The sequence below is a fragment of the Streptomyces sp. NBC_01276 genome, from assembly GCF_041435355.1.
GTDB lineage: Bacteria > Actinomycetota > Actinomycetes > Streptomycetales > Streptomycetaceae > Streptomyces.
Genome location: NZ_CP108442.1, coordinates 718,659 through 745,611, shown reverse-complemented (window position 1 = coordinate 745,611; position 26,953 = coordinate 718,659). Strand labels below are relative to the sequence as shown.

18 protein-coding genes and 1 pseudogene are annotated in these 26,953 nt (G+C 74.4%); 10 read left to right on the top strand and 9 right to left on the bottom strand.

Annotated features, from left to right (window positions below):
* Positions 1–12: 12 nt before the first annotated feature.
* Positions 13–1,443 carry a DUF2252 domain-containing protein gene (locus OG295_RS03005; protein ID WP_371675395.1) on the bottom strand — a complete coding sequence of 477 codons (1,431 nt, stop codon included), beginning with the start codon at positions 1,441–1,443 and terminating at the stop codon, positions 13–15.
* A 122-nt stretch (positions 1,444–1,565) separates the two neighbouring features.
* Positions 1,566–1,898: a carboxymuconolactone decarboxylase family protein gene (locus OG295_RS03000; protein ID WP_371675394.1), complete on the bottom strand. Its 333-nt coding sequence runs from the start codon at positions 1,896–1,898 to the stop codon at positions 1,566–1,568.
* A 285-nt stretch (positions 1,899–2,183) separates the two neighbouring features.
* Here OG295_RS03000 and OG295_RS02995 point away from each other — a divergent pair, with 285 nt between their 5' ends.
* From OG295_RS02995 to OG295_RS02985, 3 genes are all read left to right on the top strand, one after another.
* Positions 2,184–3,017, top strand: a complete 834-nt coding sequence (locus OG295_RS02995) for a class II glutamine amidotransferase (protein ID WP_371675392.1) — start codon at positions 2,184–2,186, stop codon at positions 3,015–3,017.
* Positions 3,018–3,059: 42 nt separating this feature from the next.
* Positions 3,060–3,782, top strand: coding sequence for a GAP family protein (locus OG295_RS02990; RefSeq protein ID WP_371675391.1), 723 nt, complete (start codon positions 3,060–3,062; stop codon positions 3,780–3,782).
* 132 nt (positions 3,783–3,914) lie between these two features.
* Positions 3,915–4,370 carry a DUF6325 family protein gene (locus OG295_RS02985; protein ID WP_371675390.1) on the top strand — a complete coding sequence of 152 codons (456 nt, stop codon included), beginning with the start codon at positions 3,915–3,917 and terminating at the stop codon, positions 4,368–4,370.
* Between the two features lie 82 nt (positions 4,371–4,452).
* Here the strand turns inward: OG295_RS02985 and OG295_RS02980 are convergent, their stop codons facing one another.
* Positions 4,453–4,752, bottom strand: a complete 300-nt coding sequence (locus tag OG295_RS02980; protein WP_371675389.1) for an SHOCT domain-containing protein — start codon at positions 4,750–4,752, stop codon at positions 4,453–4,455.
* A 289-nt stretch (positions 4,753–5,041) separates the two neighbouring features.
* Between OG295_RS02980 and OG295_RS02975 the strand changes: the two genes are divergently transcribed.
* The gene (locus OG295_RS02975; protein ID WP_359946442.1) at positions 5,042–5,317 is read left to right on the top strand and encodes an isoamylase early set domain-containing protein; all 276 of its coding nucleotides are present in this window, start codon (positions 5,042–5,044) and stop codon (positions 5,315–5,317) included.
* A 31-nt stretch (positions 5,318–5,348) separates the two neighbouring features.
* Here the strand turns inward: OG295_RS02975 and OG295_RS02970 are convergent, their stop codons facing one another.
* The 3 genes from OG295_RS02970 to OG295_RS02960 all read right to left on the bottom strand — a co-directional run bounded on the left by OG295_RS02970 (position 5,349) and on the right by OG295_RS02960 (position 8,469).
* Positions 5,349–6,443 carry a glutamate--cysteine ligase gene (locus tag OG295_RS02970; RefSeq protein ID WP_371675388.1) on the bottom strand — a complete coding sequence of 365 codons (1,095 nt, stop codon included), beginning with the start codon at positions 6,441–6,443 and terminating at the stop codon, positions 5,349–5,351.
* A 144-nt stretch (positions 6,444–6,587) separates the two neighbouring features.
* On the bottom strand, positions 6,588–7,382 hold the full coding sequence (locus OG295_RS02965) for a DeoR/GlpR family DNA-binding transcription regulator (RefSeq protein ID WP_371675387.1): 795 nt from the start codon (positions 7,380–7,382) through the stop codon (positions 6,588–6,590).
* A 46-nt stretch (positions 7,383–7,428) separates the two neighbouring features.
* Complete coding sequence (locus tag OG295_RS02960) at positions 7,429–8,469, bottom strand: LacI family DNA-binding transcriptional regulator (RefSeq protein ID WP_371675386.1); 1,041 nt, start codon at positions 8,467–8,469, stop codon at positions 7,429–7,431.
* A 289-nt stretch (positions 8,470–8,758) separates the two neighbouring features.
* Between OG295_RS02960 and OG295_RS02955 the strand changes: the two are divergent.
* From OG295_RS02955 to OG295_RS02945, 3 genes and pseudogenes are all read left to right on the top strand, one after another.
* Positions 8,759–10,569, top strand: a pseudogene (locus OG295_RS02955) (beta-galactosidase family protein).
* Positions 10,570–10,667: 98 nt separating this feature from the next.
* Positions 10,668–12,908 (top strand): RICIN domain-containing protein, encoded by a 2,241-nt coding sequence (locus OG295_RS02950; RefSeq protein ID WP_371675385.1) that lies wholly within the window; start codon positions 10,668–10,670, stop codon positions 12,906–12,908.
* 116 nt (positions 12,909–13,024) lie between these two features.
* A complete protein-coding gene (locus OG295_RS02945) occupies positions 13,025–13,270 on the top strand; it encodes a hypothetical protein (RefSeq protein WP_371675384.1) in 246 nt (81 codons plus the stop codon).
* Here the strand turns inward: OG295_RS02945 and OG295_RS02940 are convergent.
* Complete coding sequence (locus OG295_RS02940; RefSeq protein WP_371675383.1) at positions 13,218–16,718, bottom strand: BTAD domain-containing putative transcriptional regulator; 3,501 nt, start codon at positions 16,716–16,718, stop codon at positions 13,218–13,220. The two genes, OG295_RS02945 and OG295_RS02940, sit on opposite strands and share 53 nt — an antisense overlap.
* A 305-nt stretch (positions 16,719–17,023) precedes the next feature.
* Between OG295_RS02940 and OG295_RS02935 the strand changes: the two genes are divergently transcribed.
* From OG295_RS02935 to OG295_RS02925, 3 genes are read left to right on the top strand one after another with little or no spacing between them, the layout of a single operon-like run.
* Positions 17,024–19,987, top strand: coding sequence for an AAA family ATPase (locus OG295_RS02935; protein ID WP_371675382.1), 2,964 nt, complete (start codon positions 17,024–17,026; stop codon positions 19,985–19,987).
* Entirely contained in the window at positions 19,984–22,536 is a 2,553-nt protein-coding gene (locus OG295_RS02930) for an AAA family ATPase (RefSeq protein ID WP_371675381.1), read from the top strand. The genes OG295_RS02935 and OG295_RS02930 overlap by 4 nt, the downstream gene beginning before the upstream one ends.
* Positions 22,537–22,541: 5 nt before the next feature.
* Entirely contained in the window at positions 22,542–25,376 is a 2,835-nt protein-coding gene (locus tag OG295_RS02925; protein WP_371675380.1) for an AAA family ATPase, read from the top strand.
* Positions 25,377–25,399: 23 nt separating this feature from the next.
* Here the strand turns inward: OG295_RS02925 and OG295_RS02920 are convergent, their stop codons facing one another.
* Complete coding sequence (locus tag OG295_RS02920; RefSeq protein ID WP_371675379.1) at positions 25,400–26,137, bottom strand: BTAD domain-containing putative transcriptional regulator; 738 nt, start codon at positions 26,135–26,137, stop codon at positions 25,400–25,402.
* A 223-nt stretch (positions 26,138–26,360) separates the two neighbouring features.
* The gene (locus OG295_RS02915) at positions 26,361–26,873 is read right to left on the bottom strand and encodes a hypothetical protein (protein WP_371675378.1); all 513 of its coding nucleotides are present in this window, start codon (positions 26,871–26,873) and stop codon (positions 26,361–26,363) included.
* Positions 26,874–26,953 lie beyond the last annotated feature (80 nt).

The following is a 26,953-nucleotide window of genomic DNA, read 5'->3' as shown; positions in this document are numbered from 1 at the left end:
CCGGGCGTCCCCTCAGGCGGCCGGGACCTCCTCCGCCGGCAGCCGCCCCGTGCGCACCGCGTCGAGCAGTGCCCGGTGGTCGCGCTCGTTCTGGTCGGCGTAGGCCTCCGCGAACGTCACGAGGGCCCGGTCGAAGGCGTCGCCGCCGCCCAGGTAGGCGGCGATCGCGATCCGGTCGCCGGACCGGGCGTGCGCGCGTGCCAGGGTGAGGCCGCAGACGCCGCCGAACGTCTGCAGCTGCAGGGGCGTCATCGTCTCCGGCATCGCGATGCCCTTCCAGTCGCGCAGCTGGCGCACGTAGAAGTCGCGGCGCCTGCCGTCGAACCCGTCGACCCGCTCCCAGCCGAGGAACATGTCGCTCGTGGCCTGCATCAGCCGCTGTCCCGCGACCACGCGTTCACCCTGGTTGCGGTAGAGGCTCGCCCCGAGGTGTTCGGCGAGCACGGAGCTGTCGGCCTCCTTGGCCTGGAGGAACAGCGGGTCGCCGCCGTCCCGGCCGAGGAGCAGGATGATCCAGCACCGGGTGCCGACGCTGCCGACCCCGACCACCTTGCGGGCGACGTCCACCAGCTGGTAGTCGGCCAGCAGATGCCGCCGGTCGCTCGGCAGCGTGATCGCGTACCGCTCGATGAGCCCCCTGAACCGGCGCTCCAGCGCGGTGCGTTCGGCGTCCGGCAGCAGGTCGGAGATCGGTACCAGCAGTGGGGGGTCCGCGGCGATCCTGGGCCGGGCGTCCACCATCCGCGTGAGCTTGTCGAAGACCTGGAGGGTGTCCCGGGACCTCGCCTTCGCCAGGGCGCGGTCCAGTTTCTGCCGGCCTTCCTTGCGGAGCCGGCCGGAGACGAGGTCCTTGAGGCGGGCGTCGTCGATCTTCGTGTACCAGACGTCGAGGTTGCGCATGCCGGCGAACCGGATCATCGCCTCGCGGTACGAACGCACGGTGCCGGCCACGATGCGGGCGCGCTCGGCGTCGTCGAAGCCGTTGGCCCGCGCGGCGATCACGAAGCTCGCCGACAGGCGTTTGACGTCCCATTCCCAGGGGCCGGGCAGGGTCTCGTCGAAGTCGTTGATGTCGAACATCAGCCCCCGCTCCGGCGAGGCCAGCAGCCGGAAGTTCAGCAGGTGCGCGTCTCCGCACAGCTGGGCGGTGATTCCCGAGTCGGGAGTGCCGGCCAGGTCGGAGGCCATGATCGCGGCGGCGCCCCGGTAGAACCGGAACGGGGACTCGGTCATCCGGCCGTAGCGGATCGGCACCAGTTCCCGGACCCGCGTCGCGGACTGGGCCTCAAGGATCTTGAGCGGGTCCGGTCTGTTCGGAGCGGGCTCGTACGCGGCGTGCCCCGAGCGCGGTGAGCGCCGCCGGGCCTCCTTGCCGAGTGCCGCACGTTCCTCGGGAGTGGCGTGAAGTGACGCGCGCATCGCCGTGGTCGCCTGCTGGGACATCCAGGCCCTCCTGCCCGGCCCTGTGGCCGTCGAGTCGCTCGGGTCACGGGCCGGAGCGGCGCCGTGGCCTGTCTCTGCGCCGACGCCCCCGCTCCGTCACCGATGCGGGGGCGGGGCCGCTCTCAGCGCCGGGCCTCGGCCTCGGCCTCGGCGTCGGCGACCGCGATGGCGACGCCGAAGGCAGAGGTGAGGTTGCCGGCCGCCGTCATGACGCGCGCGGTTCCCACGATCGGGGCGATGGCGACCAGGACGTCCTGCAGCTGTTCCGCGGTCACGCCCGACCTCACGGCGGGGTCTATGTGGGCCAGGTAGGAGATCGGGGGAGCGTCCGAGGCGGCGAGGGCCGCGATACGCGTGAGGATGAGCATGTCCGGAGCCAGCCCGCACCGTTCGAGCGAGTCGACCGTCATGGCGGCGAGGGTGTCCAGGACCGGGGTTTCGGATGCAGTGGCCATTCCGGGTGCCTTCCCGTGTGCCCCGACGCCGAGCCCGGGAGGGCTGGTTGCGGGAAGCATCGGGCATCCCGCGGGCGCCGGGCCTCCCTCAACCGTAGGTCCGCCCGGCGCACCCCGCACGGCATCCCGTCCGACCACGGCGGAAGGGCTGCGGAACCCGGCACGCCCGGTTCCGCATGGCGCTCCCCGGGGAGGCACCCCAGAATGGGATGGCCGCACATCCGGGGGGCGAGCGGGAAGACGTATCCGCTTCCCGCGATGCCGTAGGGACGCAGGTGATGACACATGTGCCGATGGCTCGCGTACTCGGGGACGACCATGCTGCTCGACACCATCCTGTACAAACCGGCCCACTCGCTGATCGACCAGAGCCTGCACTCCAAGCTCGGTGTGGAGACCACGAACGGTGACGGGTTCGGAGTCGGCTGGTACGCCGAGGGCAACCCCAGTCCGGCGCTCCTCAGGGACGTCGGTCCCGCCTGGAACAACCGCAACCTGCGGGAGATGGCGGACCACGTCCGTTCCCACCTGTTCTTCGCCCACATCCGGGCGTCGACCGGGACGGCGGTGCAGCAGTCGAACTGCCACCCGTTCCGCAACGGCCGCTGGATGTTCATGCACAACGGCGCCATCAACGGTTTCCACCTCATGCGCCGTGACCTCACGATGCTCGTCGACCCCGCGCTGTACGCCGACATCGGGGGGACCACGGACTCCGAGGTGATGTTCTACCTCGCCCTCACCTTCGGCCTCGACCAGGACCCGCCCACCGCCGTCGCCCGGATGGCGGGGGTCGTGGAACGTGCCGGACACGACCACGGGGTGGAGTTCCCCCTCCAGATGACGGTCGCGGTCACCGACGGCGAAACCGTGTGGGCCTTCCGCTACTCCAGCCAGCGCGCGTCCCGGTCCCTCTTCTACAGCAGCCGGGTGGACGCGCTGCGCCGGCTGCACCCCGATGTCGCCTTCCTCCAGGAGGTCTCCGACGAGACCCGTCTCGTCGTCTCCGAACCCCTCGGGGACCTGCCCGGTGCCTGGCACGAGGTACCGGAGAGCAGTTACGGCATCGTGCGGGCCGGAGCGGACGGGCTGTTCCCCTTCACCCCGGCGGCCGTCTGACCAGGCCGAGGCCGGGGTCCTCGATTCCCGAGAGCCGCTGCCATGGTGCTCGACCTGCTCCTCATCGGTTTGGCCGTGACGCTGTTCCCGCTGCCCATCATGGCCTTCGTGCTGGTGGTGTCCGGGTCCCGCGGCGTGCGCAACGGCCTTGCGTTCATCTTCGCCTGGCTGGCGTGCCTGGTGTCCGTGATCGCGCTCGTCCTGCTCCTCACCGGCGGCCAGCCACCGCCGCCGCGCTCGCCCCCCTCGATCGCAGCGCTCGTGGCCACGCTCGTCATCGGGCTGGGCCTGGTCGTGTACAGCCAACACCGGAGGCGCCTGAGCCGCCGCCGTAAGGCGACCGGCCCGGAGCAGGCCGCACAGGGGGCCGAACAAGGGGCCGCACAGGAGGGGGCCACGGTTTCCGCCACCGATTCGTCCGTGACCTCCCGGGTGGACGAGGCCACCGGATGGTCCGCCGCGGGCCTCGCCGTGCTCCTCCAGCCCTGGGGGATGGTCAGCGCCGCCGCCGCCACCGTCGTGCAGGCCGACCTCTCCCACGCCCGGTCCTTCCTGGCCCTCATGGCCTTCTGCGTCCTGGCCACCTCGACCCTGCTGGCCATGGAGCTGTACATGGTGTTCTCACCCCGGAAGGCCCAGAGCGTCCTGCTGGGCCTGCGCGGCTGGCTGGAGCGCCACAAGGACCCGGCGATCGTCGTCACCTGCCTGCTCCTGGGGCTGTGGCTCGTCGCCAGGAGCCTCTACCAGCTCACCGGAACGGGCTGATCCGAGCCCTGCACGCCCCGCGCCGCGGCCACGGAGCGGAGGTGCGGCCCCGCTGGGCGGGTGCTGCAATGAGAACAGGATCACGTCCGGCCATCGATGCGTTTCCCCAGCCTGACGAAGCCAGGAGCATTCATGAACGACGACATCGAAGACATGGGCCCCGTCGACTACGTGGTCGTCGAGTTCCCCGGAAACCGGATGACGGGCGAGGCGTTCCCCTTGCTGATCGATCTGGTGGACAAGGGCCTCATCCGAATCCTCGACCTCCGTTTCGTGCGGAAGGACGCCGACGGAACCGTCACCGCCCTCGAAATCGAGGGCCTCGACCAGGACGACGCGGATTCCGTGAGCCTGTCCGTCTTCGACGGCGTCTCGTCCGACCTGCTCGGCCAGGACGACCTCGACGAAGCCGGCCAAGCACTCCAGCCGGGCAACGCGGCCGCGGTCCTCGTCTACGAGAACCGGTGGGCCGCACCCTTCGCCCGGGCCCTGCGGCGCGCCGGCGCGCAGATGGTGGCGAGCGGCCGCATCCCCGTGCAGGCCATCCTCGCTTCCCTCGACGCGGACGAAGCGGGAGAGGGCGGGTAGCCGCGCGGCGGGCCGTCATCGCGGGTGCCCACCGGTGGAGGGAGCGTCCCTCCACCGGTGGGCACCCGTTTCGGCCGTCCGTTCAGCCGCCGAGGAGCTTGCTCTTCTGCTGCGCGAACTCCTCCTCGGTCAGGAGTCCCTGCTCCTTCAGCGCTCCGAGTTCCTTGAGCTGGTCGATCCTGCTGCTCATGTCGTCCGCCATCGTCGGAGCGGGAGCGGGAGCGGGCGGAGGGGGAGGGGCAGCCGCGGCGGCCTGCTGCTGCTGTTGGGCTTCCTGCTCGGCCCACCGGCCGCCCTGCCGACGCGAAACGCGGTTGGAGACCGCCGTCGCCGTACCGGCGACCACCGCGGTCCGCGCGATTCCTCGAAGAAGACCAGGCACGTCGTTCTCCCTTGCTGACGGGGCCGGCCCGGCGGTCCGGGCGTCGGCCCTCCACTTCCCTCCAGCATGGCACCTGCGCCCGGGGCACGCCGCGCCACGGACGCCCGGACCGCCCGCCCGGCCCCCGATCCGCCGCGCGCGCCGGGCGGCGGGGCCCCGACGCCGTTCCGCGGTGGAGCGCCGGGCGGGTGAAGGCGGCGCGGCGCCACGGCCGCGTCCGCGCGCCGGGCACCGTCGGCGGTCCGAGCATGGGCAGACACAGCAGCCCGGCCGTCAGGAGCCCCTCCCCGTGCTCGAACGCAAGCAGTGCAAGGACCGCACCGAGGTCACCTTCGTCCTGCCCGCCAACACCCCGCCCGGCCCCGTCAGCGTGGTCGGTGACTTCAACGACTGGCAGCCCGGCACCCACACCCTGGCCCCGCGGCGCGACGGCATGCGCGCCGTCACCGTCGCCCTGCCGGAGAAGAGCGTGCACTCCTTCCGCTACCTGGCCGCGGGCGACTACTGGTTCAACGACGAGAGCGCCGACGACCACGACGGGACCAACAGCCGCCTGCGCACCTGAAGGCCGCTCGGTCCGTGCCCCGGCCGACGACTCACTCGGTGCTCTCGTCGGCGGTGATCAGGGCCGCCAGTGCCGGCAGGCCGGCCTCGGCCAGCGCCCGGCGCTGGCGGTCGGCCGCCGTGCCCCGCTGGAGCAGCCGGTGGAGGAGCGAGCTCACCTCGCGGTAGTCACCGCTCTCCTCCAGAGCGGGGGCGATGTGGCCCAGCAGCATGCACAGCACGTCGCCGCTGCTCCGCAGCCGGCCCTGCGGGTCCATCAGCGTGCCCGCCATCCCGTGCCGGGCAGCGTGCCACGTCGCGGCCTGCAGCAGCTCGGACCGGCACAGCGCCGGAGCGGCTCCCGCCTTCTCCTCGGCGATCGCGGTGGCGGCGAGCGCGCGGACCACCCCGGCCAGCATCACCGCGTCGTCCGCCTCCAGCTGCACGTCACAGCAGCGCACCTCGACGGTCGGATACCGCTCCGAGAGACGGGCGTGCCAGTACAGCTGCCCCCGGTCGGGGACCAGTCCAGATTCCAGCAGCGCGTCGGCCCGTGCCTCGTAGTCCGTGAGTCCCGCGAAGTACGGTGCGGGGCCACTGACCGGCCATCGGCCGAAGATGATCGTGCGCCAGCTGGCGAAGCCGGTGTCCCGGCCGTCCCAGAGGGGCCCGTTCGCGGAGAGCGCCAGCAGCGTCGGGAGCCAGACGCGCAAGCGGTTCAGGACGGCCACTCCGGTCTCCCGGTCGGGCATCCCCACGTGGACGTGCATGCCGCAGATCAGCTGCTCGTCGACCAGCAGCCGGGCCTCTCCCCGCATCTTCAGATACCTCGCCGTGCCCGTGATCGGCACGGGGAGGGCGCCCCTGACCGGCGCGGTGGCCGAGATCGCGACGCGGCAGCCGTTCGTCTGCGCGGCGGAGGCGACCGCGTGCCGCAGCCGCAGGAGGTGACCGCCCACCTCCTCCAGGGCCGTGCACACGGGGGTGGCGACTTCGATCTGCGCCTGGAGCAGTTCGTCCTGGACCTCCTGCTCGTCCGCGATCGGTGCCAGCCGGGCCGAGGCGCGCACCTCCTGCACGAGCGGAGTGGGCAGGAGCGTATCCGGGTCGACCAGCAGGTACTCCTCCTCGACCCCAACAGTGATCATGCCGGGTGCCTACCCCGAACCTGCCGCGATCACCCAGGTAAAGGAGTATTTCGGCGCAATGGTGCACAAGCCGCCGGTCCGTGTGGCGGTGCGGGGCGGCGCGGTCCCGCACGGGAGGGATCCGGAGGCCCGGCGCCCGCCCGCCTACGCCGCCCCGGCGACCAGCAGCTCGCCGACGGTGTCCGCCAGGACCTCGCGGCCCGAAGCGGGCATCCCGGCGTCCGTGACGAAGCAGTCGATGCGGTCGAGCGGGGCGAATCCGCTCAGCGCCACCGTCCCCCACTTGGTGTGGTCGGCGACGACCGCCACCCGGCGGGCCGCCCCGATCAGGGTCCGGTTGGTCTGTGCCTCCGCCAGGTTCGGGGTGGTCAGCCCGGCCTCCTCGCTGACGCCGTGCGCGCCCAGGATCAGCAGGTCGACATGGAGGGAGGAGATCACCAGCTCGGCCAGCGGGCCGACGAGTGCGGCGGACGGGGTGGGGGCGCCGCCGGTCAGCAGCAGGGTGGGGACCGCGGCCTCCCCGCGGTCGCGGGACGCGGACCGGACCAGTTCGGCGACCGGCAGGGAATTGGTGAGCACGGTCAGCCGCGGGACGTCCAGCAGCCGGGCGGCCACCGCGCACGCGGTGGTGCCGGCCGAGACCGCGACCACGCTGCCCGGCTCGACCAGGGAGGCGGCCGTCTCCGCGATGGCCGCTTTGGCGGGCCCGGCCAGCGCGGCCTTGGCGTCGAACCCCGGTTCCTCGACGCGGGTTCCGGGAGCCGCGACGGCGCCCCCGTACACCTTCTCGACCAGGCCGCGCGCCGCGAGCGCGTCCAGATCCCGGCGGACCGTCATGTCGGACACGGCGAGGCGTTCCACGAGCTCGGCGACCCGTACCGCACCGTCGCGGCGCACCGCCTCCAGGATGAACGCGCGTCTTTGCTGGGCCAGTTGCATGGCGCCAACATAACACGCGGATCTGTTGATTTGTGAGGTTTTGTGTTTATTCTTGTTTGAATTCTCGTGCGGGGGCGGTGCTCGCCCGTACGACGAGTTCCGGTTCGACCGACGCCGGCGCGGGCATGGCGGCGGGGTCCGCGATGTGACGCAGCAGCCGCGCCACGGCCAGGGCTCCCATCTGGGCGAACGGCTGCGCGACGGTGGTCAGGGGCGGGGTGCAGTACTCGGCCAGCTCGATGTCGTCGACGCCGACGACGGAGATGTCCTCGGGGACCCGCCTGCCGAGCTCGTGCAGGGCCCTGATCACCCCGAAGGCCATCTCGTCGCTCGCCACGAAGACGGCGGTGACGTCCGGGACGCGGCCCAGGACGAGCCCGATCCGATGGCCGGAGGCGGGGGACCAGTCGCCCTCCAGCGGAGGGGGCACCTGCCGGCCGGCGGCCTCCAGCGTCGCGCGCCAGCCGGCGAGCCGGCCGACGGCCTCCAGCCAGTGCGCCGGACCCGCGACGTGCCAGACGGTGTCGTGGCCCAGCTCCAGCAGGTGCCGGGTCGCCAGACGGGCGGCGAGGTCCTGGTCGACGGCCACGACCCCGGTCGCGTCGGTACGCGAACCGTCGATCGTGATGGTGGGAGTGGACCGGGTGAGCTGCTCGATCCTCTCGCTGGTGTGGATCAGCGGCACCGACAGGATCACGCCCTCGACGCCCTGGTCGGCCAGCCCGGCCAGGGCCCGCTCGATCGCGGAGGTGTCCAGGGAGGTCGTGGTGGCCGTGCTGACCGCGTACCCGGCGGCCCGGGCCGCGTACTCGATGCCGGACGTGACGGCCGCCCGCGAGTAGAACGTGGTCTGAAGGGTCACCACCCCGATGGTGCGGCTCCGGCCCGAGCTCAGCATCCGCGCCGCGTTGTTGCGCCGGTAGCCGAGCTGTTCCACGGCGGCCACCACCTTCGCCCGCGTCCGCTCCTGGACGTTCGGGTGGCCCGACAGCACCCTCGACACGGTCTGTGCCGACACCCCGGCGACCCGGGCGACGTCCGTCATTCCGGGAGGCCGCTCCTGGTCACCGACGCTCCGCTTCGCCATGGCGCCCCTTCCCGTCACGAGCACGGATGATATCGCTCCCCATGCCGTCCCGGCCGGTTCTCGCCGGACTTCCAGCTATGTGTGCGTACTCAATTGGCATCGATAACATTCTCTGCCATAGTCCGACCCGTCGCATACGCCGGGAGGGGCCTTGGAACGCGAAACGATCCGATCCGCGGACGCCGCGGGCGCCCTCCTCCCGCTCGCCGACGACGGTCGCACGGGTACGGGAACCGGGTCCGCGCCCGGAAAGGCATCGATAACATCCCGGGGATCGACCGCGAGCGGGATCCCGGCCGCGCTGACCCACGCAAACGGCGCCTTCCTGCGCGCGGGCCGACCGCACCGCGTGCTGTCCGGTTCCCTGCACTACTTCCGTGTCCACCCCGAACAGTGGGCCGACCGGCTCCGGCGCGTGGCGGCCCTCGGACTCAACACGGTCGACACCTACGTCCCGTGGAACTTCCACGAGCGGACCCGGGGGGACGTCCGCTTCGACGGCCCGCGCGACCTGGAGCGGTTCGTCGGCCTGGCCCGGCGGGAGCGGCTGGACGTGATCGTCCGGCCCGGCCCCTACATCTGCGCCGAGTGGGACAACGGCGGACTCCCCGCCTGGCTGACCGGTACGCCCGGCATGCGCCCGCGCACCTCGCACCCGCCCTTCCTGGAAGCGGTCGCCCGCTGGTTCGACGAGCTGATCCCCCGCGTCGCGGCCCTCCAGGCCCGCCACGGCGGCCCCGTGGTGGCCGTACAGATCGAGAACGAGTACGGCAGCTACGGCGACGACCACGCCTACGTCCGCTGGGTCCGCGACGCGCTGGCCGACCGGGGCGTCACCGAACTGCTCTACACCGCCGACGGGCCCACCCCCCTGATGCTCGACGGCGGCACCCTGCCCGGAGAACTGGCCGCCGCCACCTTCGGCTCGCGCCCCGACGCCGCTGCCGGGCTGCTGCGCTCGCGCCGTCCGGACGAGCCCTTCTTCTGCGCCGAGTTCTGGAACGGCTGGTTCGACCACTGGGGCGGGAAACACCACGTCCGCCCGGCAGCCGACGCGGCCGATTCCGTGGCCGGCATCCTCGGCGCGGGCGGTTCGGTCAGCCTCTACATGGCGCACGGCGGCACCAACTTCGGCCTCTGGGCCGGTGCCAACCACGACGGCGACCGTCTGCGGCCCACCGTGACCAGCTACGACTCGGACGCGCCGGTCGCCGAACACGGCGGGCTCACACCGAAGTTCTTCGCCCTGCGCGAGACGCTCGCCGCACTCGGCGGCGCGGACCCGTCGCGCCCCGTGCCCCCGGACCCACCCCTGCTCGCCCCCCGTACCCTGCCGGTGACCCGGGGAGCGGCCCTCCTGGAGGCACTGCGCGCGACGGGCGAACCCGTCCGCGCCCCCGTACCGCTCAGCTTCGAGGACCTCGGCCAGGCCTCGGGCCTGGTGCTCTACACCGCCCGTCCGCTGCTGCCGCCCGGCACGTACGAACTGACGGTCTCGGGCTGCACGACCGGGCCCAGGTCTTCGCCGACGGCGTGCCCGTCGCCGTCCTGGACCGGGAGACCTCTTCCTGCGCCGTCGCGGGAACCGGGGAGCGCGTCCGGCTGGAGCTGCTGGTGGAGAACCAGGGGCGGATCAACTACGGGCCGCTGCTCGGCCAGGGCAAGGGCATCCTCGGCGGGGTGCGCGTGGACCGCCGCATGGTCCACGGCTGGACCATGCACCGGCTCCCCCTCGACGAGTGGACGCCGGCGGACGTCGCCGCGGCCCCCTCGCTCGCCGCGGCCCCTTCGCTCGCCGCGGCGTCCGCGTCCGGCGCGGCGGCGGGGTTCGCCACCGCCCGGCTGACCGTGGACGAGCCGGCCGACACCTTCGTCGCCCTGCCCGGATTCGGCAAGGGATTCCTCTGGGCCAACGGCTTCCTGCTCGGCCGCTACTGGGAAGCGGGGCCGCAGCGCACGCTCTACCTGCCCCGCCCCCTGCTGCGGGCGGGACGGAACACGCTCACCGTGCTCGAACTCCAACACCTCGGTGAACGCGTCGAGTTGTGCGACCGGTCCGATCTCGGCCCGACGGAGGAGTTCGTCGAGACGTTCGACTGACGGGCCGGCCGTCCGCCCCGTCCGCACGGGGGCCGGTATTCCCCACACACGGCAGCCCCGCAACGGACGCGGGCCGGCGACACGAAGAAGGAGGAGCTGTGTCAGCCTCTCGGAACAGACTCGCGGGCGCGTGCGTCGCGGCGGCGCTGGCCCTGGCCGGCGCCGGCCTCGGCGCACCGGCCGTGGCCGCCCCACCCGCGCAGGCGGCCCCGCCGGCCGCCGCCTTCACCGTCACGGTCGGTCCGAAGGGGCCCTGGACCCAGCCGGACGACACCCCCGCCGTCCCCTACCTCGACAAGGACGGCACCTTCTACTACCAGCAGTCCCACGCGCTCTACGGCGCCTCCGACCCGCGCAAGTGGACCTTCTACACCGGCACGGACCTCGACACGGCCACCCGGTCGGGCCGGATCAGCGACGCGATGAACCCCGCCGACAGCAGGGACAGGAACAACGACACCACCTGGCGCTGCAACAACAGCCCCACCGGAGTCGAGTCCACCGCCGCACCGGCCGGATCGGGCTACTCACAGCGCAACTTCTGCGACCTGACGGGCGTGTGGGTCGACCCGGACACCGGCGACTGGTACGGCCTGGTCCACAACGAGTTCACCCCGCAGCCCTTCGGCGACAGCTCCCACTTCGACGGGATCGACTACGCGGTCTCCACCGACCAGGGCCGTACCTGGGCCGTCAAGGACCACGTCATCACCTCCCCGTACAGCACCGCCCGCGGCGACACCACGGCGTTCCCCCAACAGACCTACCACTACGGCGACGGTGACCCGCGCCTGTTCACCGACACCGCCTCGGGCTACTTCTACGTCTTCTACGGTTCGAGGATCGTGGACAAGGGCAGCGGCTGGGAGACGTTCCACGCGCACGTGGCCCGGGCCCCGATCGCGGACAGGATGGCGCCCGGATCCTGGCAGAAGTGGTACGACGGGGCCTGGTCCCAGCCCGGTGTCGGAGGCCGCGAGAGCAACATGGTGCCGGTCGACTCCGCGAGCGCCACCGGATACACCCCCGCCGACCGGGAGTACGATCCGGCCACCACCGGGACGGCGGGCCAGCAGGTCGCGGCCGGCGCCATGCCCCCGACCTCGCCGCTGTTCGTCATGGACATCACCTACAACGCCCACCTCGGCCTCTACGTGGCCGAGCCGCAGGCGGTGAAGCAGGACGGAACGGCACCCCAGCAGTTCTACGTCACCGACAACCTCGCCACGCAGAAGTGGCGCCTGATCGGCGACACCGGGAGCCACACCAACGCGTCCTGGTACCGGTGGTTCCTCGACAGCGCGAACAGGACGGCCTCGGGCATCGTCGGCAAGGACTTCCGCTCCTACTGCTCGTTCGGATGCTCGAACGGCGCCTCGTCCGAGTACGTCAACGTCTCGATCACCACCCCCACCCCCGCCGCGCCGCTCGACACCGGCAAGGCCTACCGGATCGGCGCGGCCGGCCGCGTCCTCGCCCAGGCCGCCCCGGGCGGCACCGCCACCACGTCCCGGGCCACCGCCACCGGTTCGGCCCTGGAATCCTGGATCTTCAGCAGCGGCGGTGACGGCAGCTACCGCATCACCAACGCGGCCACCGGGGGACTGCTGGGCGTCGACTCCACCTCCACGGCGCAGCGCGCCTGGGGTACGAAGCCCACCGTCACCGCACCCGGATCCGGCGGCCCCGACGTCGGCCGGCAGTGGTGGGTCGTTCCCGGCACCTCCGCCGACGGCGGCGCGCGCACCGGTACCTACCGCCTCGTCAACCGGTACAGCGGACTGGTCATCGCCATGTCGGCCACGGCCTCCCGGCAGGCCGAGACCACACCGGTCCGCTCCTGGACCGACACCGGTGGCGCGGCGGGCGGCGGGCGCACGGCGGCCGAACAGACCCTGACCCTCACGGCAGTGGGACCCGCACCCGGCTCCCTCGACGGCACCCGCACGCTCGTTTCCGGTGGCCAGGCCCTCGACGACCCCGACCACAGCACCACCGCGGGCACCCAGCTGATCACCTACACGCCCCACACCGGCGCCAACCAGAGGTGGAACCTCACGCGGCAGCCGGACGGCTCGTACGAGATCGTCAACGCCGAGTCCGGCCTCTGCGCCGACATCAGCGGCGGTTCCACCGAGGCGGGTGCCAAGGTGATCCAGTGGACCTGCCACGGCGGCACCAACCAGCGCTGGACCGTCGTCCGCGGCCGGGACGGCACCCACACGGTCGCATCGCTGAAGAGCGGGCTGCTCCTCACCACCGCCTCCACGGCCGCCGGCTCCCCGGTCACCCAGCAACCGGACACCGGATCGCCCCTCCAGCACTGGACGATCACCTGACCGAAAACCCGGTCAAGAAACGGTTGGGGCGCATGAGTCGTGCCGAAGGGGGGTACAGGTAGCTACGGGCCCCTGCCCCGCGTCGGCCCTGGCCGTGAAGTGGAGGCGAGCTTCGGATGACCGAAGGCACGATTCCCTACATCTCCTCGGCGCGCGTCACCGTGCTGGGTGTGCAGCCCGGGGACCCGCCGTTCCGCATCGTGGAGATCGACGGCGAGGTCTTCAGTACCGCCAGATCCATGATGGACGTCCTCCTCTCGGCGGCCTCCGCCGGTTTCACGATCCACGACCTGGACGATCCCGGGGAGGTCAGGTGGGTCGGAGGCGGGAAGTTCCACTGGAGCCTCGCCGAGGCGAGCTGACCGCCCCGTCCGGGCCGAGCAGGGTACGGATGAGCCCCGTGGCGGGCAGCGCCGGGTGGAGGTAGACGTCCTCACGGCGCTGCTCGACCGCCGCCAGGAGGGCGTGGAAGGTGTCCCGCGCCTCCTCCCGGCGTCCCGCGTGGTGCTGTGCCTGGCCCAGCAGGCCCAGGTGGAGGGGGTGGCGCAGCAGGGTCCTGGAGCCGCGCAGCCGGTCCATCGAGGCGTGCATCAGGGCCAGGCCCTCCGCCTCCCGGGCGGAATGCGTCAGGCCCCAGCCTTCGAGCAGGCCGAGCATGGCCTTCCAGTAGAGCAGCCCGTGCTCGCCCGCGAGCCGGACCCCCTCGGCACCCGAGGCCAGCGCCGTGCCGGCGTCGCCCTCCCAGGCCGCCACGACCGCGTCCACGTAGAGGGCGAAGCAGCGGTCCGAGGGTCTGCTGTCGAACGTGGTCAGGCGCAGCAGTTCGCGGCGGCGTGCCGTGGCGGTCGGGCGGTCGCCCAGGAGCCAGTGGGTGAAGGCGTTGTAGGACCGGCAGGAGACGCGCGGGTCGTGCTGGAAGGTCCGGGCCAGGGAATGACCGTCGCGGGCGTACCGGTCCGCCATCTCGACGCCGTGCTCCAGCTCGGCCAGGGCCTGCGGCAGCATGCCCCGCACGTGCAGCACGATGCCCTCCCCGTACGCCGCTCCGAGCACCGCCACCGGCTCGGAGCCGCGGCGCGAGATGTCCCGCAACAGGCCGGAGAACTGCCGTGAGGCGTCGTAGCGGCCGGTGACCAGGTAGGCCGCGCACAGCGCCCAGAGCACCGACGGGCTCTCCGGGGCCCGCGTCACCGGATTGAGCGCCCGGCCGTGCGCGAGCGCCGCCTCGGCCTCCGGATGGCCGTAGCCGCGCGTGGTGGCCAGGACCTGGCCGAGCTGGATGTGCAGTTGCTGTTCGAGGCGTACGGTCGCGGTCTCGTCCGGGGGCAGGAAGCCGATCAGGTGCACCGCCCGGCGCAGCCAGGTCTCCACCCGCTCGTACGCCAGTTGCTGCTCGGCCTGCTCCGCTGCCTGGAGCATCCGCGGGAGCGCCTCCCCGGCGGGCAGGGCGCGCTGGGCGTGCCAGGTGTGGTGGGCCACCCGCTCGATCTCCTCGTCGCCCACCCGCCCCCGCCTGCGCGCGCACAGGGCCTCGGCGATCTTGGCGTGCAGCCGGTGCAGGTCCCTGCGGGCGAGCTCGCCGACGAGCGTCTCCTGCACCAGGGCGTGGGCGAAATGGAGCCGCCCGGGATGGTGCGGGTCCTCTTCGAGCAGACCGGCGCGGATGGCCGCCTCCAGCGCCTCGGCCACCGGCTCCTCCCCGGAGACCGTGCGGTGCAGCAGGTCCGTGTCGACCTCGGTGCCGAGGACCGCGCACAGCCGCAGCACGCGCAGGACCGGTCCGGGCAGCGTGGCGAACCGCTGGTTCAGGGCCTCGCGCACGCCGGTGGGCACGCGGGACAGGAGCGTGTCCACCGCATCGGACCGGTGCAGGCTGCGGGCATCGCCGAGGAGGGACAGGAGCTGCATGACGAAGTACGGGTTGCCCTCGCTGCGCCGGTGCAGCACCTCGACGACCTCCGCGTCCACGCCCGGCCCGGCCTGCGCCCGTACGAGCGCGGCGACGGCCCGGCGGGACAGCCCGTCCAGCCGCAGGGTCCCGGTACGGGGGCCGCGCAGGACCTCGGAGAGGGTCCGGCGCAGGGTGGCGTCGGATTCGACCTCGAAGTCGCGGGCGGTCAGCACGATCGCGAGCGGGTGGCCGTGGCGGCGGGTGCTCAGCAGGCGGAGCAGGTCCAGGGAGGCGGTGTCGGCCCAGTGCAGGTCTTCCAGGAACAGCACCAGCGGGCGCCGGGCGGCCAGGGCGAGCAGCACCTCGCAGACCGCGTCGTTGGTCAGGAACCGGGCCTGGGCCCAGTCGGCACCGGCACCGGCACCGGCACCGGCACCGGCATCGGATCCGGGGCCGGCGGAGGCGCCGGACCCGGCCGTCCGTTCGGGCATCACGGGGGCGAGCAGGGCGCCGAACGGTCGTGTCGCGTCCCGGAAGGCGTCGGGGCGGGTGGCGGACAGCCGGCGCAGGACCTGCGTCCACAGCCAGTAGGGCGGGACGCCCTCGCCGGGGAAGCAGTGGCTCCAGACCACCTCCAGCCCGCCCTCCCCGTCCGTTTCCGTACCGACGGCCTCCAGCCGGGGGGCGAGTTCGAGGAGCAGGCGGGTCTTGCCCATGCCGGCGGGGCCGAGCACCCCGGCCACGTGCCCGTGGCCCACGCGCACGTCGGCCACGGCGGTCGTCAGGCCGTCCAGTTCGCGGGAGCGGCCGGTGAACGGCGAGGGGCCGGCCGGGCGGTCGGGCTCGGGCCGCTCGGCCGCCACCCGCCGGGGTGACGCTGTGGTGTCGGTGTCGGTGTCGGTGTCGGTGTCGGTGTCCGGGGCCGTGTCGGCGTCCGGGTGGCCGGGTCCGTCCGGCGCCGTGACGGGCGTGCCGCCGCTCCGGTCCTCCCGCCCGGTCCCGCCGGTACGCTCCCGCTCCTCGGGGCCGAGGCGCCCGGCCGCTCCGGCTCCCGCCGGCGCGGGCGGGGGCGCGAACGCGCGCGCCGCGGTGCCGGGCCGGTCCGCCGGGAGCGGGCCCGCCTGCGGCTGCGCCTCCGGTTCCGGGGTCAGGAGCGCGGTCCGGATCCGGCGCAGCTCGGCGTCGGTCTCCACGCCGAACTCCTCGGCGAGGTGGACGCGGGTGCGTTCGTACGCCTCCAGCGCCTCCGCCTGCCGTCCCAGCCGGGACAGGGCGGTCATGAGGTGGCCTACGAGGCGTTCCCGGGTGGGGTGACGGCGGGCCTCCCCGTCGAGGTCGCCGGCCACCTCCTCGTCCGCGCCGAGGAGCAGCCGGGCCTCAGCGTGGACCTCCAGGGCGGTCAGCCGGACCTGTTCCAGCCGGGCCGTCTCGTCGTACAGGGACGGATGGGCGTCGAACTCCGCGTACGGGGAACCCCGCCACAGGCGCAGCGCCTGCCCGAGCCGGTCGCGCGCGCCCGCCGGATCGTGGCCCTCCAGCAACCGCCTCCCCTCGGCGACCAGCCGCTCGAAGCGGCACACGTCGACGTGCTCCGGATCGACGTCGAGGACGTACCCCTGCGCCCGGTGGCGCACCGACAGCCGGGCCGCCCCGGCCGCCGGCCGCAGGGCCCGGCGCAGATGGGAGACGTGGCTCTGCAGGGTCGCGACGGCCTGGCGCGGCGGCTCCCCGGCCCACAGTTCCTCGACGAGGACCTCCGTGGGCACCACGCGTCCGAGACGTACGAGGAGCAGGGCGAACAGGGCCCGTCGGCGCGGCGGGCCGAGCGGGAGGTCGCGTCCGTCGTGGCGGGCCGCCATGGGTCCCAGCACCCTGAGCAGGGGCTCGGCCGGACGGTCCGCCGTCGGAATTGCGGGCATGGAGCTCCCCATCTTGCACACGTGGCTGCGCTGGCAATCGGTCCGCACCGCGTGACCGCCGCCAGACAAAATGGATCATCACATGATGAACGGCGTATTCCAAGGTGGCCGTTCGGCCACGGCAAGCCCTTGGCAAGGTGTTCGCAAGGGGAGCGGTGCAGGATGGCCCGGTACCGGCAGGCGCCGAACGACGGGGAGCGTCCGGCCGCCGTACGCCGGTCGACGGTCCGGCCCGCCGTCACGCCCGCCCCGTCGAACGCCGGACCGCGCCGCACGAACAGGAATCCACCCCGAGGACCGTCACCATGCAGACAGCGTTTCCCCCGTCCGCGCGCGGGGAGCGCGGACCGGCCCGCGCCGCGGTGGGCGCGGCGCCCACCATGCCGGGTGCGGCCGGCCGGACCCCCCTACGGGCCGGCCGCACCCACGAACCGGCCGGTCGCTCCGGCGAACTGGCCACCCTCTTCGCGTGCGCCGAAGCGGCCAACGCCGGCCGGGCCGGGTGCGTCGTCGTGCGCGGGAACACGGGCATCGGGAAGACGGCCCTGATCGACAGCTTCCGCCGCGACGGCCGGCTGCGCGGGGCCACCGTGCTGCACACCGCGGGCCGCGCGGAGCGCGCGACCACCGGATACGGCGCGGTCCGCGAGCTGTTCGGGCCCGGGGCGGAAGCCGAGCGCGTACCGCCCCGCACCGAATGGCTGGCCTCCACCCTCATGGCGCGGGGCCCGCTGGTGATCGTCGTGGACGACGCCCAATGGTGCGACGGGCCGTCCCTGCGATGGCTGGAGTCCCTGATCCGCAGGACCGAGAGCGCGCGGCTGCTGACCGTGCTCGCCTGGGGTGCCTCCGGTACCGCTCCGGCACGGTCGGCGCTCGGCAGGATCGCCCAGCATCCGGGAACCCGCCTCGTCGGCCTCGGACCGGTGGCCGAGGAACAGGTGGCCGAGACCGTCGAACGCGTCCTGGGGCAGCCGCCGGAACCCCCCTTCACCTGGCGCTGCGCCGCACTCTCCGACGGCAACCCCCTCCTCCTGAAGCGCATCCTGTTACGGCTGCGCCGCGCGGGGGTCACGCCGCGGGCCCGGTCCGTGGCGCAGGTCGACGCGGCGTGGCGGGAGGTCCACACCGCGTCGGTACGGGCCCGCCTGCGCGGTCTGACCGAGACGGAGCGTCGCGTCGTACGGGCCGCCGCCGTCCTGGACTGGAGCGACCGCCCGCCGTCCGCGACGGCGGAGGGCACCGGCCAGGTCGCCTCTCCCGAACGCGTCGGCGCCCTGGCAGGCGTGCGCCCCCGCCTGGTCTCCACGCTCCTGGACGGCCACCGGGACGACGAACTCGTCTCCGTCGACGGGGAGGAGGCCTTCAACGCGGCCGTGCTCGCCGCCACCCCGGCCGGGGAACTGGTGCGCCTGCGCACCCGTGCCGCCCGGCTCCTCAACGACGAGGGCTTCGCGTCCGCCGAGGTGGCGAAGCACCTGCTCCCCCTGTCCCGGCTCGACGAGGGCTGGATGCTCGGCGCCCTGCGCGACGCGGCCGAACAGGCGGGCCGCACCGGACCCCGGTCGGCGGCGGCCCCGTACCTGCGGCGGCTGATGGAGGCCGAGCCCGAGGAACACGGCCGGGTGCGCACCGCCCTCGACCTGGCCGGGGCGCTGGCCACCACCCACCCCGCCGACGCGCTGGACGCACTGCGGAGCCTGCTCGACCAGACCCGTGACGTCCGCCTGCGCGCCTCGGTGGCGGTGCAGTTCGCGATGACCGCCCTCGCCGCGGGCGACGCGGCGGCGGCACTCGCCGTGCTCTCCCGGACGCTCGACCGGCCGGCCGCGGAGCTCGGCGGGCACGCCGAGGACCGCGCCCTGCGGGGGACGATCGACCTGGCCGTCCTCGCCGCCGGACTGCACCGGCCGTCGGGGTTCCCCGCCGTACGCGAACGGGTCCGCGCGGCGGCGCTGCGGGAGGACGCGGCGCCGGCCGGGAGCGGAGGCCTGCTCGCCCGTGCCCTGCTCGCCGCCGTGGAGGGGGAGTCCGCCCGCGAGGCCGTGGACCTCGTGGGCCGGGCCGTACGGGCCGAGGGCGCCGGGCCGCGGGACTGGATGCGCGCCCGCGCGGCCCAGGTGCTCCACCTGGCCGACGAGCCCGGCATGGCACTGGAGATGCTGGACCTGGCGATGGCCGACGACAGCGGCTGCCTGCCCCGCTGGTCGCTGCTGGCGGAACGCTCCATGGTGCGCCACCGCCTGGGCGACGTCCCCGGCGCCGCCCTCGACGCACACGCCGCCCTGGAAGCCGTGGAACACCCCGGGCAGGGTGGTTCCGCGCTGCCGTTCGTCGCCTGGGGCTGCGTCCGGCTGGAGCAGGCCGACACCGAGGCCGCGGAGACGATGCTCGACCGGGTGGCCTCCAGCCACCTGGACCACACCCTCCTGGGCAGGATCCCGTACCTGATGGCCCGGGTCCGGATCCGGCTCGGACGCGGGGACGCGGAAGGCGCGCTGGCATGCGCGCGGCGGTGTGAGCAGGGGCTCGCGGAGGCCGGCCTCGACCGGCGGCCGTGGGCCCCCTGGCGGCCCCTGGCCGCCACGGCCCTCGTCCTGCTCGGCCGCACCTCGGAAGCTGCCGAACTCGCCGCCGAGGCGAGGGAACTGGCCGACCGCTGGGGCACTCCGTACGCGATCGGCCACGCCCTCCTGGCTTCGGGCACCGCGGCCGACGGGGACCGGCGCACCGAATTCCTGACCGGCGCGGTCGAGGCGCTCTCCCGTTCCCAGGCCCGGCTGGACCGGGCACGGGCCGAACTGCTGCTGGGAGGCCACCTGGCACGGTGCGGCGACACGGCGGGCGCCCGCCGCCACCTGGGCCGCGCCCACGAGACGGCGCGGCGCTGCGGCTCGCCCGCCCTGACGGCCGAGGTCCGGGCTGCGCTGGCCGCGGCGGGCCTCACCGGGCCCGGCCCCGGTCCCCGTTCCGGCACGGCGACGCCGGTCCGCCCCTGCCCGCTGAGCGGCACCGAGCGGCAGGTCGCGCACGCGGCGGCGCGGGGCGCCACCAACCAGGAGATCGCCGAGACCCTGTTCATCGCCCGGCGCACCGTGGAGATGCACCTCACCTCGGTCTACCGCAAGCTCGGGCTGGCCGGCCGGGCCGACCTCCCCGACGCGCTCCGCACCCTCGCCCTCGCCCACGCTCCCGCCCCCGCCCACGCCCACGCCCTCGCCCACGCTCCCGCCCCGTCCGCGCCCCGCCCGCGGACGGGCACCCGGTGACCGCGGGCGAGGACCGGGCCCCCGACGCACTCGTCGAGCGGGACGGCGAACTGGAGCTCCTGCGCGCGGCCGTGGCGGACCTGCTCGCCGGACGCTCCCGCGTCATCACCGTCGAGGGAGCACCCGGCACCGGCCGCAGCGCGCTGCTGCGGTACGCCGCCGCGCGGGCGCGGGCCGCCGGATGCGCCACCGTGTACGCCGTCGGCTCCCCGACGGAGTCGGCCCTGCCCTTCGGCATCGTCACCCAGCTCCTCGCCGGGCGGGACATGCCCGCCGCCCCGGACCCCGCCGACCTGCCCCTGCCCGCGCTGTGCGAGCTCTTCCTCGCCGCGGCCCGCGAACGGCCGCTGCTGCTCGCCGTCGACGACGCGCAGTGGGCGGACGCGGACTCGCGGCGCTGGCTGGAAGCCCTGCTCCGGCGGGCCCGCGGCGCGCCCCTGGCGGTCCTCGTCGCCGGAACCCGTGGCGCCGTCCCCGCCACCCGGCCGGGCACGGACGGCCGCCCCGACGGCGCACCCGCCGCCGCCCGCGTCGCGCTGCGGCCGCTGACCCCGCTCGGCGTGGGCGCGATGCTGGCCGCCGCCTTCGACGGGCCCGTGGATCCGGCCTTCGCCGGAGCCGCGGCCGAAGCCTGTGCGGGCAACCCCGCCGTGCTGCGCTCGGTGGTGGACGGGATCGGCGCGGACGGGCTGGAGCCGAGCGCGCACACGGCTGCCGAACTGCCGTGGCGCGCGGCCGAGTCCGTGGGCGACCGCACCGCACGACTGATCGACGGCCTGCCCGCCGAGCACGTCCGCCTCCTGCGCGCCATCGCCGCCGCAGGGCCGCACCTCGGCCCCGCCGCGCTGGCCGAACTGGCCGGACTGCGTGCCGTACCGGTGTCCCGCGCGCTGTGCCTGCTGGCCGACACCGGCCTGGTCGAGGGCGCGGACACCCCGCGCACCCCACCGGGGGTGGCCGAAGCGGCCCTCGCCGGCATGACCGGGCCGGACCGCGCGGCCCTGCACGCGCGGGCCGCCGTACTCGCCCCGCGCGCCGCCGTACCGGCCCCCCGCACCGCCCCGCCCGCCGACCCCTGCGCCCCCGTCGGCCCGGATCCGTTCGACGACGACCCCGACTGCGACGAGCGCGCGGGGTGGCGCCTGCTCAACAGCCCCGACGACCACGTCCCGGCCGTGGACCGGCTGCACGCCGCGGACCTCCTCACCACCTGCGGACACGAGACGACGGTGCGCCGCGGCGCGGCCCTTCCCCGGACCCTGGCGCACCCGGACACCCGCGGGGCGGAGCACGACGCGCTCCTCGCCCTGCACTGGCTGATCGAGGACGCCGCGCCCACGGAGGAGAGCGCGGACATCGCGGCCCGCGTACCGCCGCTGCCCGTACCGCCGCGTGGGCCCGCGCAGGAGGGCGTGGCGGCGCTGCGCGGCGCCCTCGCCGGGTCGCTGCCGCCCGCCCGCGTGCGCAGCCTGGCCGAGGCCGCGCTGCGCCCCGCGCCGGGGCACCCGCGGCTGTTCACCACACGGCTGGCGGCCTGCTACGCGCTGGCCCTGGCGGACTCCCACGAGGACGCCGCCGCCGGCCTCGACACGATCGTCGCGCAGGCCCGCGCACGGGGGACGCGGACCGCCGTCGCGGCGGCCCTGGCCGTACGCGCGACGGTGTCACTGCGGCGGGGCTGGCTCCAGGAGGCGGAACAGGACCTGGCGGAGGTCGAATGGGCGGCGTCCCACGGCTCCGGATCCGTGAAGTCCGTGCCGCTGACCGCCGCCCTGCGGATCCTGCTGCACCTGGAGCGGGACGAGGTGGACGAGGCGGGCCGGGCCGCGACGGCGGAGCTGCCCGTACGGGCGGTGAGCGGCATGTGGTGGCCGACGTTCCTCTACGCCAGGGGCCGCCTGGGCCTGCGCACCGGCGACCACGAGGCCGCTCTGGCGGACCTGCTGGAATGCGGACGCGGGCTGCTGGCCCGGGGCTGGACCAACCCCTCCTTCGTGCCGTGGCGTTCGGCCGCGGCCCTGGCCCGGCTGGGCCGCGGCGACCGGGCCGGGGCCACCCGCCTCGCCGCCGGGGAACTCGCGGCGGCGCGGGCGTGGGGGAGCGCGGGCGCCATCGGTACGGCCCTGCTCGCCGTGGGCCGGGTGACCGAGGGGGAACGGGCCCGTGCGGCCCGGGGCGAGGCGGCGCGGCTGCTGCTCCGCGGGGACGCCCCCGCCGAGTGGGCCGCACCCCGCCGGGCGCGACGGGTCCGGGCACTGACCGGCGTGCACGGCACCCCCACCGCGGCGCCCGGAACCGAGAGCCGGACCCCGGGGGCCTTCCCGGGACGGTTCCCGGCGGCGCACGGCGGCGAGCCGGTCCGCGAGGAACTGACCGCGGCCGAGACGCGCGCCGCCGGGCTGGTCCGCGAGGGCATGACCAACGGGGCGATCGCGCTCCGCCTCGGGGTGTCCCGGCGCATGGTGGAGATGCACCTCAGCCGTGTCTACCGCAAGCTCGGCCTCTCCGGCCGCGCGGACCTCTCCCGTCCCCTCCCCGACAAGGACTGAGCCGGATGCTCCTCGAACGCGACGCCGAGCTGCGCGCGGTGGCCGAGGCCCTGCGCGCCGCCAAGGACCCCGCGGCCGGCGCCGGCGCACCCGTCGTCGTCACCGGCGCCCTCGGCTCGGGCAAGACGGAGCTGCTCGACCACCTCGCACCCCTGGCGGGGCGGGAGCGGACCAGGGTCCTGCGGGCCGACGCGGCCCCCTCCGAACGGGATTTCGCCTTCGGAGTGGTGCGCCAGATCCTGGAGCCCGTGCTCGCCGGTGCCCGGCCCCCCGTCCGCGCCCGGTGGCTCGACGGTGGCGGGGCCGCCGCCTGGGCCGTCGTCGCGGGCGGGGTGTCCGCGCCGGCCCCGGAGGCGTCCCCCCACCTCCTGCGGGACCTGCGCGCGCTGGCCGAACGCATCGCCGCCGAGCAGCCGTTGGCGCTCATGGTGGACGACCTGCAGTGGGCGGACGAGGACTCCCTGCGCTGGCTGGCCTACCTCGCCAAACGGCCCACCGCCCGACCGGTGACCCTCGTCGTGACCGTCGCCGACGGCGATCCCGGCGCCGAACGGCCCGCGGTGCGCGAGCTCCTCACGGGCGGCGGGCGCACGCTGCGCCTGCGACCGCTGTCACCGGCCGCCATCCGCGCCCTCGTGGAGAGCCGCCTCGGCGTCCCGGTCCACGACGCGTTCGGCCAGGCCTGCCACGAGGCCTTCGCGGGCAACCCGATGCTCGCGGTGTCCGTCGGCGACAGCATGCGGCACGCGGGTCTGCGGCCGTTCGGCACGGACGCCTCCGCGGCCCTGCGCCTGCGGCCTCCCGTCCTGCGCGAACGCCTCGCCCTGCGCCTGGAACAACTGCCCTCCCCGGTCATCGGGTTCGCGCGGGCCATGGCCGTCCTCGGGGACCGGGCCGAACCGGGGCTGACCGGCTCACTGGCGGAGCTGGACGCCGTGGACTGCCGTACCGCCGAACGGGCGCTGCGACGCCTGGGCCTGCTCACCCCCCGCCCCGGCCGGACGGCGTCGGCCTTCGTCCACCCGGTGGTCCGGGACGCCGCCGAGGAGACCATCCTCGCCGAGGAGCTCCAACGGCTCACCGGCCGCGCGGCGGCACTGCTCCAGCGGAGCGGGCACCCGGCCGAACAGGTCGCGGCCCGCCTCATGGTCACACCCCCGGCCACCCCGCCCGACGGCGCCTGGGCGGTGACCGTGCTGCGCGCCGCCGCCGACGCCGCGCTCGACCGCGGCGCGCCCGAGGAGGCCGTCGGATACCTGCGCCGGGCCCTGCGGGACGCGTCCACCGACGGCGAGGACCGCGCCGCGGTCCTGGTCGACCTGGCGGGCGTCGAGCGCAACCTCGACCCCTGGATGGCCACCCGGCACATCTCCCAGGCGGTGCCCCTGCTGCCCTCGCCCGCGCGCCGGGCCGCGGCCCTCCTGCGCATCCCGCCGCCCCTCTTCGACACCGCGCCGCCGCACACCGCCGACCTGATCCGGCGGGAGTCGGCCGCCCACGCCCCCGGCGGCGAGCCGGACGGAGCCTGCCCCGAGGTGGCGCTGCGCCTGGAGGCCAGGGTCCGCTGCACGCAACCCACCACGCCCGAACGGCTCGCCCGGTCGGTGGAACGGCTCCGCGGGCTGGGCCCGGAGCCCGCCCTCGACACCGGAGCCGCCCGCGAACTCGCCACCGTACTGCTGCACGACGCGGTGGCGGCCGGGCGGATCGAGCGCGGCGACGCCGTGCGGCTCGCCCGGCGGATCCTGGAACGCACCCCGGCCGTGCCCGAGCTGCCCTACACGGCCCTGCCGCTGCTGGCGGTCGCACTGCTCGCGGCGGACGAACCGGCCGACCTGCCCGGATGGCTGGAGACCCTGCTGGCCCGCGCGGTACGCCAGCGGGCCCCGGTGGCAGAGGTGCTGGCCGGCAGCGAACTCGCCGTGACCCTGCTGTGGTCCGGGGACGCGGTACGGGCCGGAGCCCTGGCGCTACGGGCCTACGAGACCGCCGGGCAGCGGTGGGGGGCCGACGCTGCGGCGGACGTCGCGCTGGCGCTCGTCGCCATCGAGACCGGGGACCCGCACGCGGCCGACCGGCTCCTGGCCCGGGAGGCGGCCCCCGGCTCCGCGGACACCGCAGGGGTGTACCGCAACGTCACCCACCAGCTGCTCCAGGGAGTCCGCGCCTACCACCGGCGCGACGAGGCCACCGCGCTGGACCACTTCCTGGCCTGCGGCAGACGGCTGGAACGGGCCGGCTGGCACAACCCCGCCCTCGGCCCCTGGCGCCCCTGGGCGGCCCTGGCCCACCGCCGCCTCGGCGAGGTGGAGGCGGCCGGGGAGCTGATGCGCGAGGAGTACGAGCGGGCGCGGGCCTGGGGTGCCCCGGCCGTCCTCGGCAGGGCGCTGCGCGTGCGGGGCGTGCTGACCGACGGGGAACGGGGGACGGAGCTGCTGCGGGAGGCCGTGGCCGTGCTGCGCGGCTCGCACCACCGTCTGGAGCTGGCCAGGGCCCTCGTACAGCTCGGCCTACGGGCGGCCGGCGAGGGCGACCCCCGGGCGAGGAGCCTGCTGCGGGAGGGCGGCGCCCTCGCTTCGGCGTGCGGCCTGCCGGACCTCGCGGCCCGCGCCCGGAACCTGCCGGGCGGCCCTGCGGCCGACCGGGCGGCGGCCCCGACCCGGATCCAGCTGAAGGTCGCCGGGCTGGCCGCGCGGGGACTGTCGAACCGTGACATCGCCGACGAACTGGGCGTGACCCGCCGCGCGGTGGAGAAGCACCTCACGGTCGTCTACCGCAAGCTGACGGTTTCCGGCCGGTCCGAACTGCCGGAGGCGCTGGCGGCCCTCGAAACGCGCTGACGAACCGGGCGGACCGGGCCGGCCTACGCCGACATGCGGGCGAGGCGGGGATTGTCCGCGGCGAGAATGGCGTGGTGAATCCGGCGGGTCGCGAGGCAGGGATCGAGTCCGAGTTCTTCCTTCAGGACATCGCGGGCGGTCCGGTAGACGTGCAGGGCGTCCGCCCGTCGGTCGCAGCGGTAGAGCGCCAGCATGAGCTGCCGGTGGAACGCCTCGTGCAAAGGGTGCCGGCCGAAGAGCGCGTAGAGCCGGCTGACCGTTTCCCGGTGTCCGCCCAGGGCGAGTTCCGATTCCATCAGTAATTCCGTGCAATCCAGGATGGTTTCGTCGAGCCAGGTCACGAAGCCATTGATGATCGGGCCGCTCCGCAGGCCTCCCAAGGGCGTGTCCTGCGTCAGTTCCAGTGCGGCGCGCAACTGCTCGACCGCCTCGTTGTGCTGCCCCGACCGTGCCGCCGCACGGCCCTGAGCAGCCAGTTGACCGAACCTCTCCACATCGAGCTCCCCCGGCTCGACGCGGATGAAATAGCCGGGCGAGCGGGTGACGATCGGGCTCTCCGCGATTCCGCAGGACCTCAGGAACTTCCGCAGCTCGCAGATGCGGACATGGATCGCGGTGGTCGCCCGCAGAGGTGATTCCTGCCCCCAGATCTCGGAAATCAACTCGTCGAGCGATACCACGTGGTTCGCCCGGGTCAAAAGGGCGGCGAGTACGATTTCCTTCTTGCGGGCCGAGAGGTAGAACCGCTTGCCCTCGTTCACGACATGAAGTTTCCCGAGAATCCTGTATCGCACCGCTGCTCCGATCTCTTCGGCGAGTCGAACCGCCCATTCGTGCCGTCCGGGCACATTTCCAACCTAGCCAGCGGCCGTCGAAGGGGTCAACGAATCGGGAAAAGCCTGCGGTGCGGTACGGACCGAACCACGAGTGGTGGTACGGAGGCGGGGGCCGACGGCGCACCGTCGGCCCCCGCACCCGCGGCGGTCACTTTCCGGCGAGCCCGCAGAGCACGAAGTTCGCCTGGAAGTTGCGGCGCAGCTCCACACTGCGCAGTTCCCGCACGCCCACCTTGCCGAGGTACCGGCCGGCGGTGCCGACCGCGTGCAGCGCCTGCCACTCGCCGGCGAGGATGGCGTTGACGTCGATCCAGCCGGCCGTCTGGATCTGCCCGTCGGGCAGGTCGACCTCCTCGCGGTAGAACGCCATCAGCCGGTCGCCCTCGGGCCGCTTCAGGACCTTCCAGCTGTGGCCCACCAGGTGGCCCACGGACGCGCCGTCCGCGTCGAAGAACTCGTCGGTGTGCGTGCTGCGGTCGCCGATGCTGAAGGAGCCCGGGACGACGGCCTCGTAGTCCAGCTTGACGGTCTCGGTCAGGCCGGTCAGCGCGAAGCAGTCGCCCGGGGACTCCTGCGACACGGCCGTCGGCTCGGTGGTCATCGCCGCCGCGCACGCGGAGCACATCGCCACGGCCGCACGGAAGGGGTCGATCAGCTGCATGTCAATGCCTTTCGTTCGGGATGTCGTTCGTCGTCAAGTCGTTCGTCGTCGTGTGAGGGGAAGGAAGGGGGAGCGGGGTG

Bases quoted from the DNA above. Each gene is read 5' to 3' on its own strand.
- OG295_RS03005 (WP_371675395.1), bottom strand. From the start codon at position 1,443: ATGTCCCAGCAGGCGACCACGGCGATGCGCGCGTCACTTCACGCCACT.
- OG295_RS03000 (WP_371675394.1), bottom strand. From the start codon at position 1,898: ATGGCCACTGCATCCGAAACCCCGGTCCTGGACACCCTCGCCGCCATG.
- OG295_RS02995 (WP_371675392.1), top strand. From the start codon at position 2,184: ATGTGCCGATGGCTCGCGTACTCGGGGACGACCATGCTGCTCGACACC.
- OG295_RS02990 (WP_371675391.1), top strand. From the start codon at position 3,060: ATGGTGCTCGACCTGCTCCTCATCGGTTTGGCCGTGACGCTGTTCCCG.
- OG295_RS02985 (WP_371675390.1), top strand. From the start codon at position 3,915: ATGAACGACGACATCGAAGACATGGGCCCCGTCGACTACGTGGTCGTC.
- OG295_RS02970 (WP_371675388.1), bottom strand. From the start codon at position 6,443: ATGATCACTGTTGGGGTCGAGGAGGAGTACCTGCTGGTCGACCCGGAT.
- OG295_RS02965 (WP_371675387.1), bottom strand. From the start codon at position 7,382: ATGCAACTGGCCCAGCAAAGACGCGCGTTCATCCTGGAGGCGGTGCGC.
- OG295_RS02960 (WP_371675386.1), bottom strand. From the start codon at position 8,469: ATGGCGAAGCGGAGCGTCGGTGACCAGGAGCGGCCTCCCGGAATGACG.
- OG295_RS02945 (WP_371675384.1), top strand. From the start codon at position 13,025: ATGACCGAAGGCACGATTCCCTACATCTCCTCGGCGCGCGTCACCGTG.
- OG295_RS02940 (WP_371675383.1), bottom strand. From the start codon at position 16,718: ATGCCCGCAATTCCGACGGCGGACCGTCCGGCCGAGCCCCTGCTCAGG.
- OG295_RS02935 (WP_371675382.1), top strand. From the start codon at position 17,024: ATGCAGACAGCGTTTCCCCCGTCCGCGCGCGGGGAGCGCGGACCGGCC.
- OG295_RS02925 (WP_371675380.1), top strand. From the start codon at position 22,542: ATGCTCCTCGAACGCGACGCCGAGCTGCGCGCGGTGGCCGAGGCCCTG.
- OG295_RS02915 (WP_371675378.1), bottom strand. From the start codon at position 26,873: ATGCAGCTGATCGACCCCTTCCGTGCGGCCGTGGCGATGTGCTCCGCG.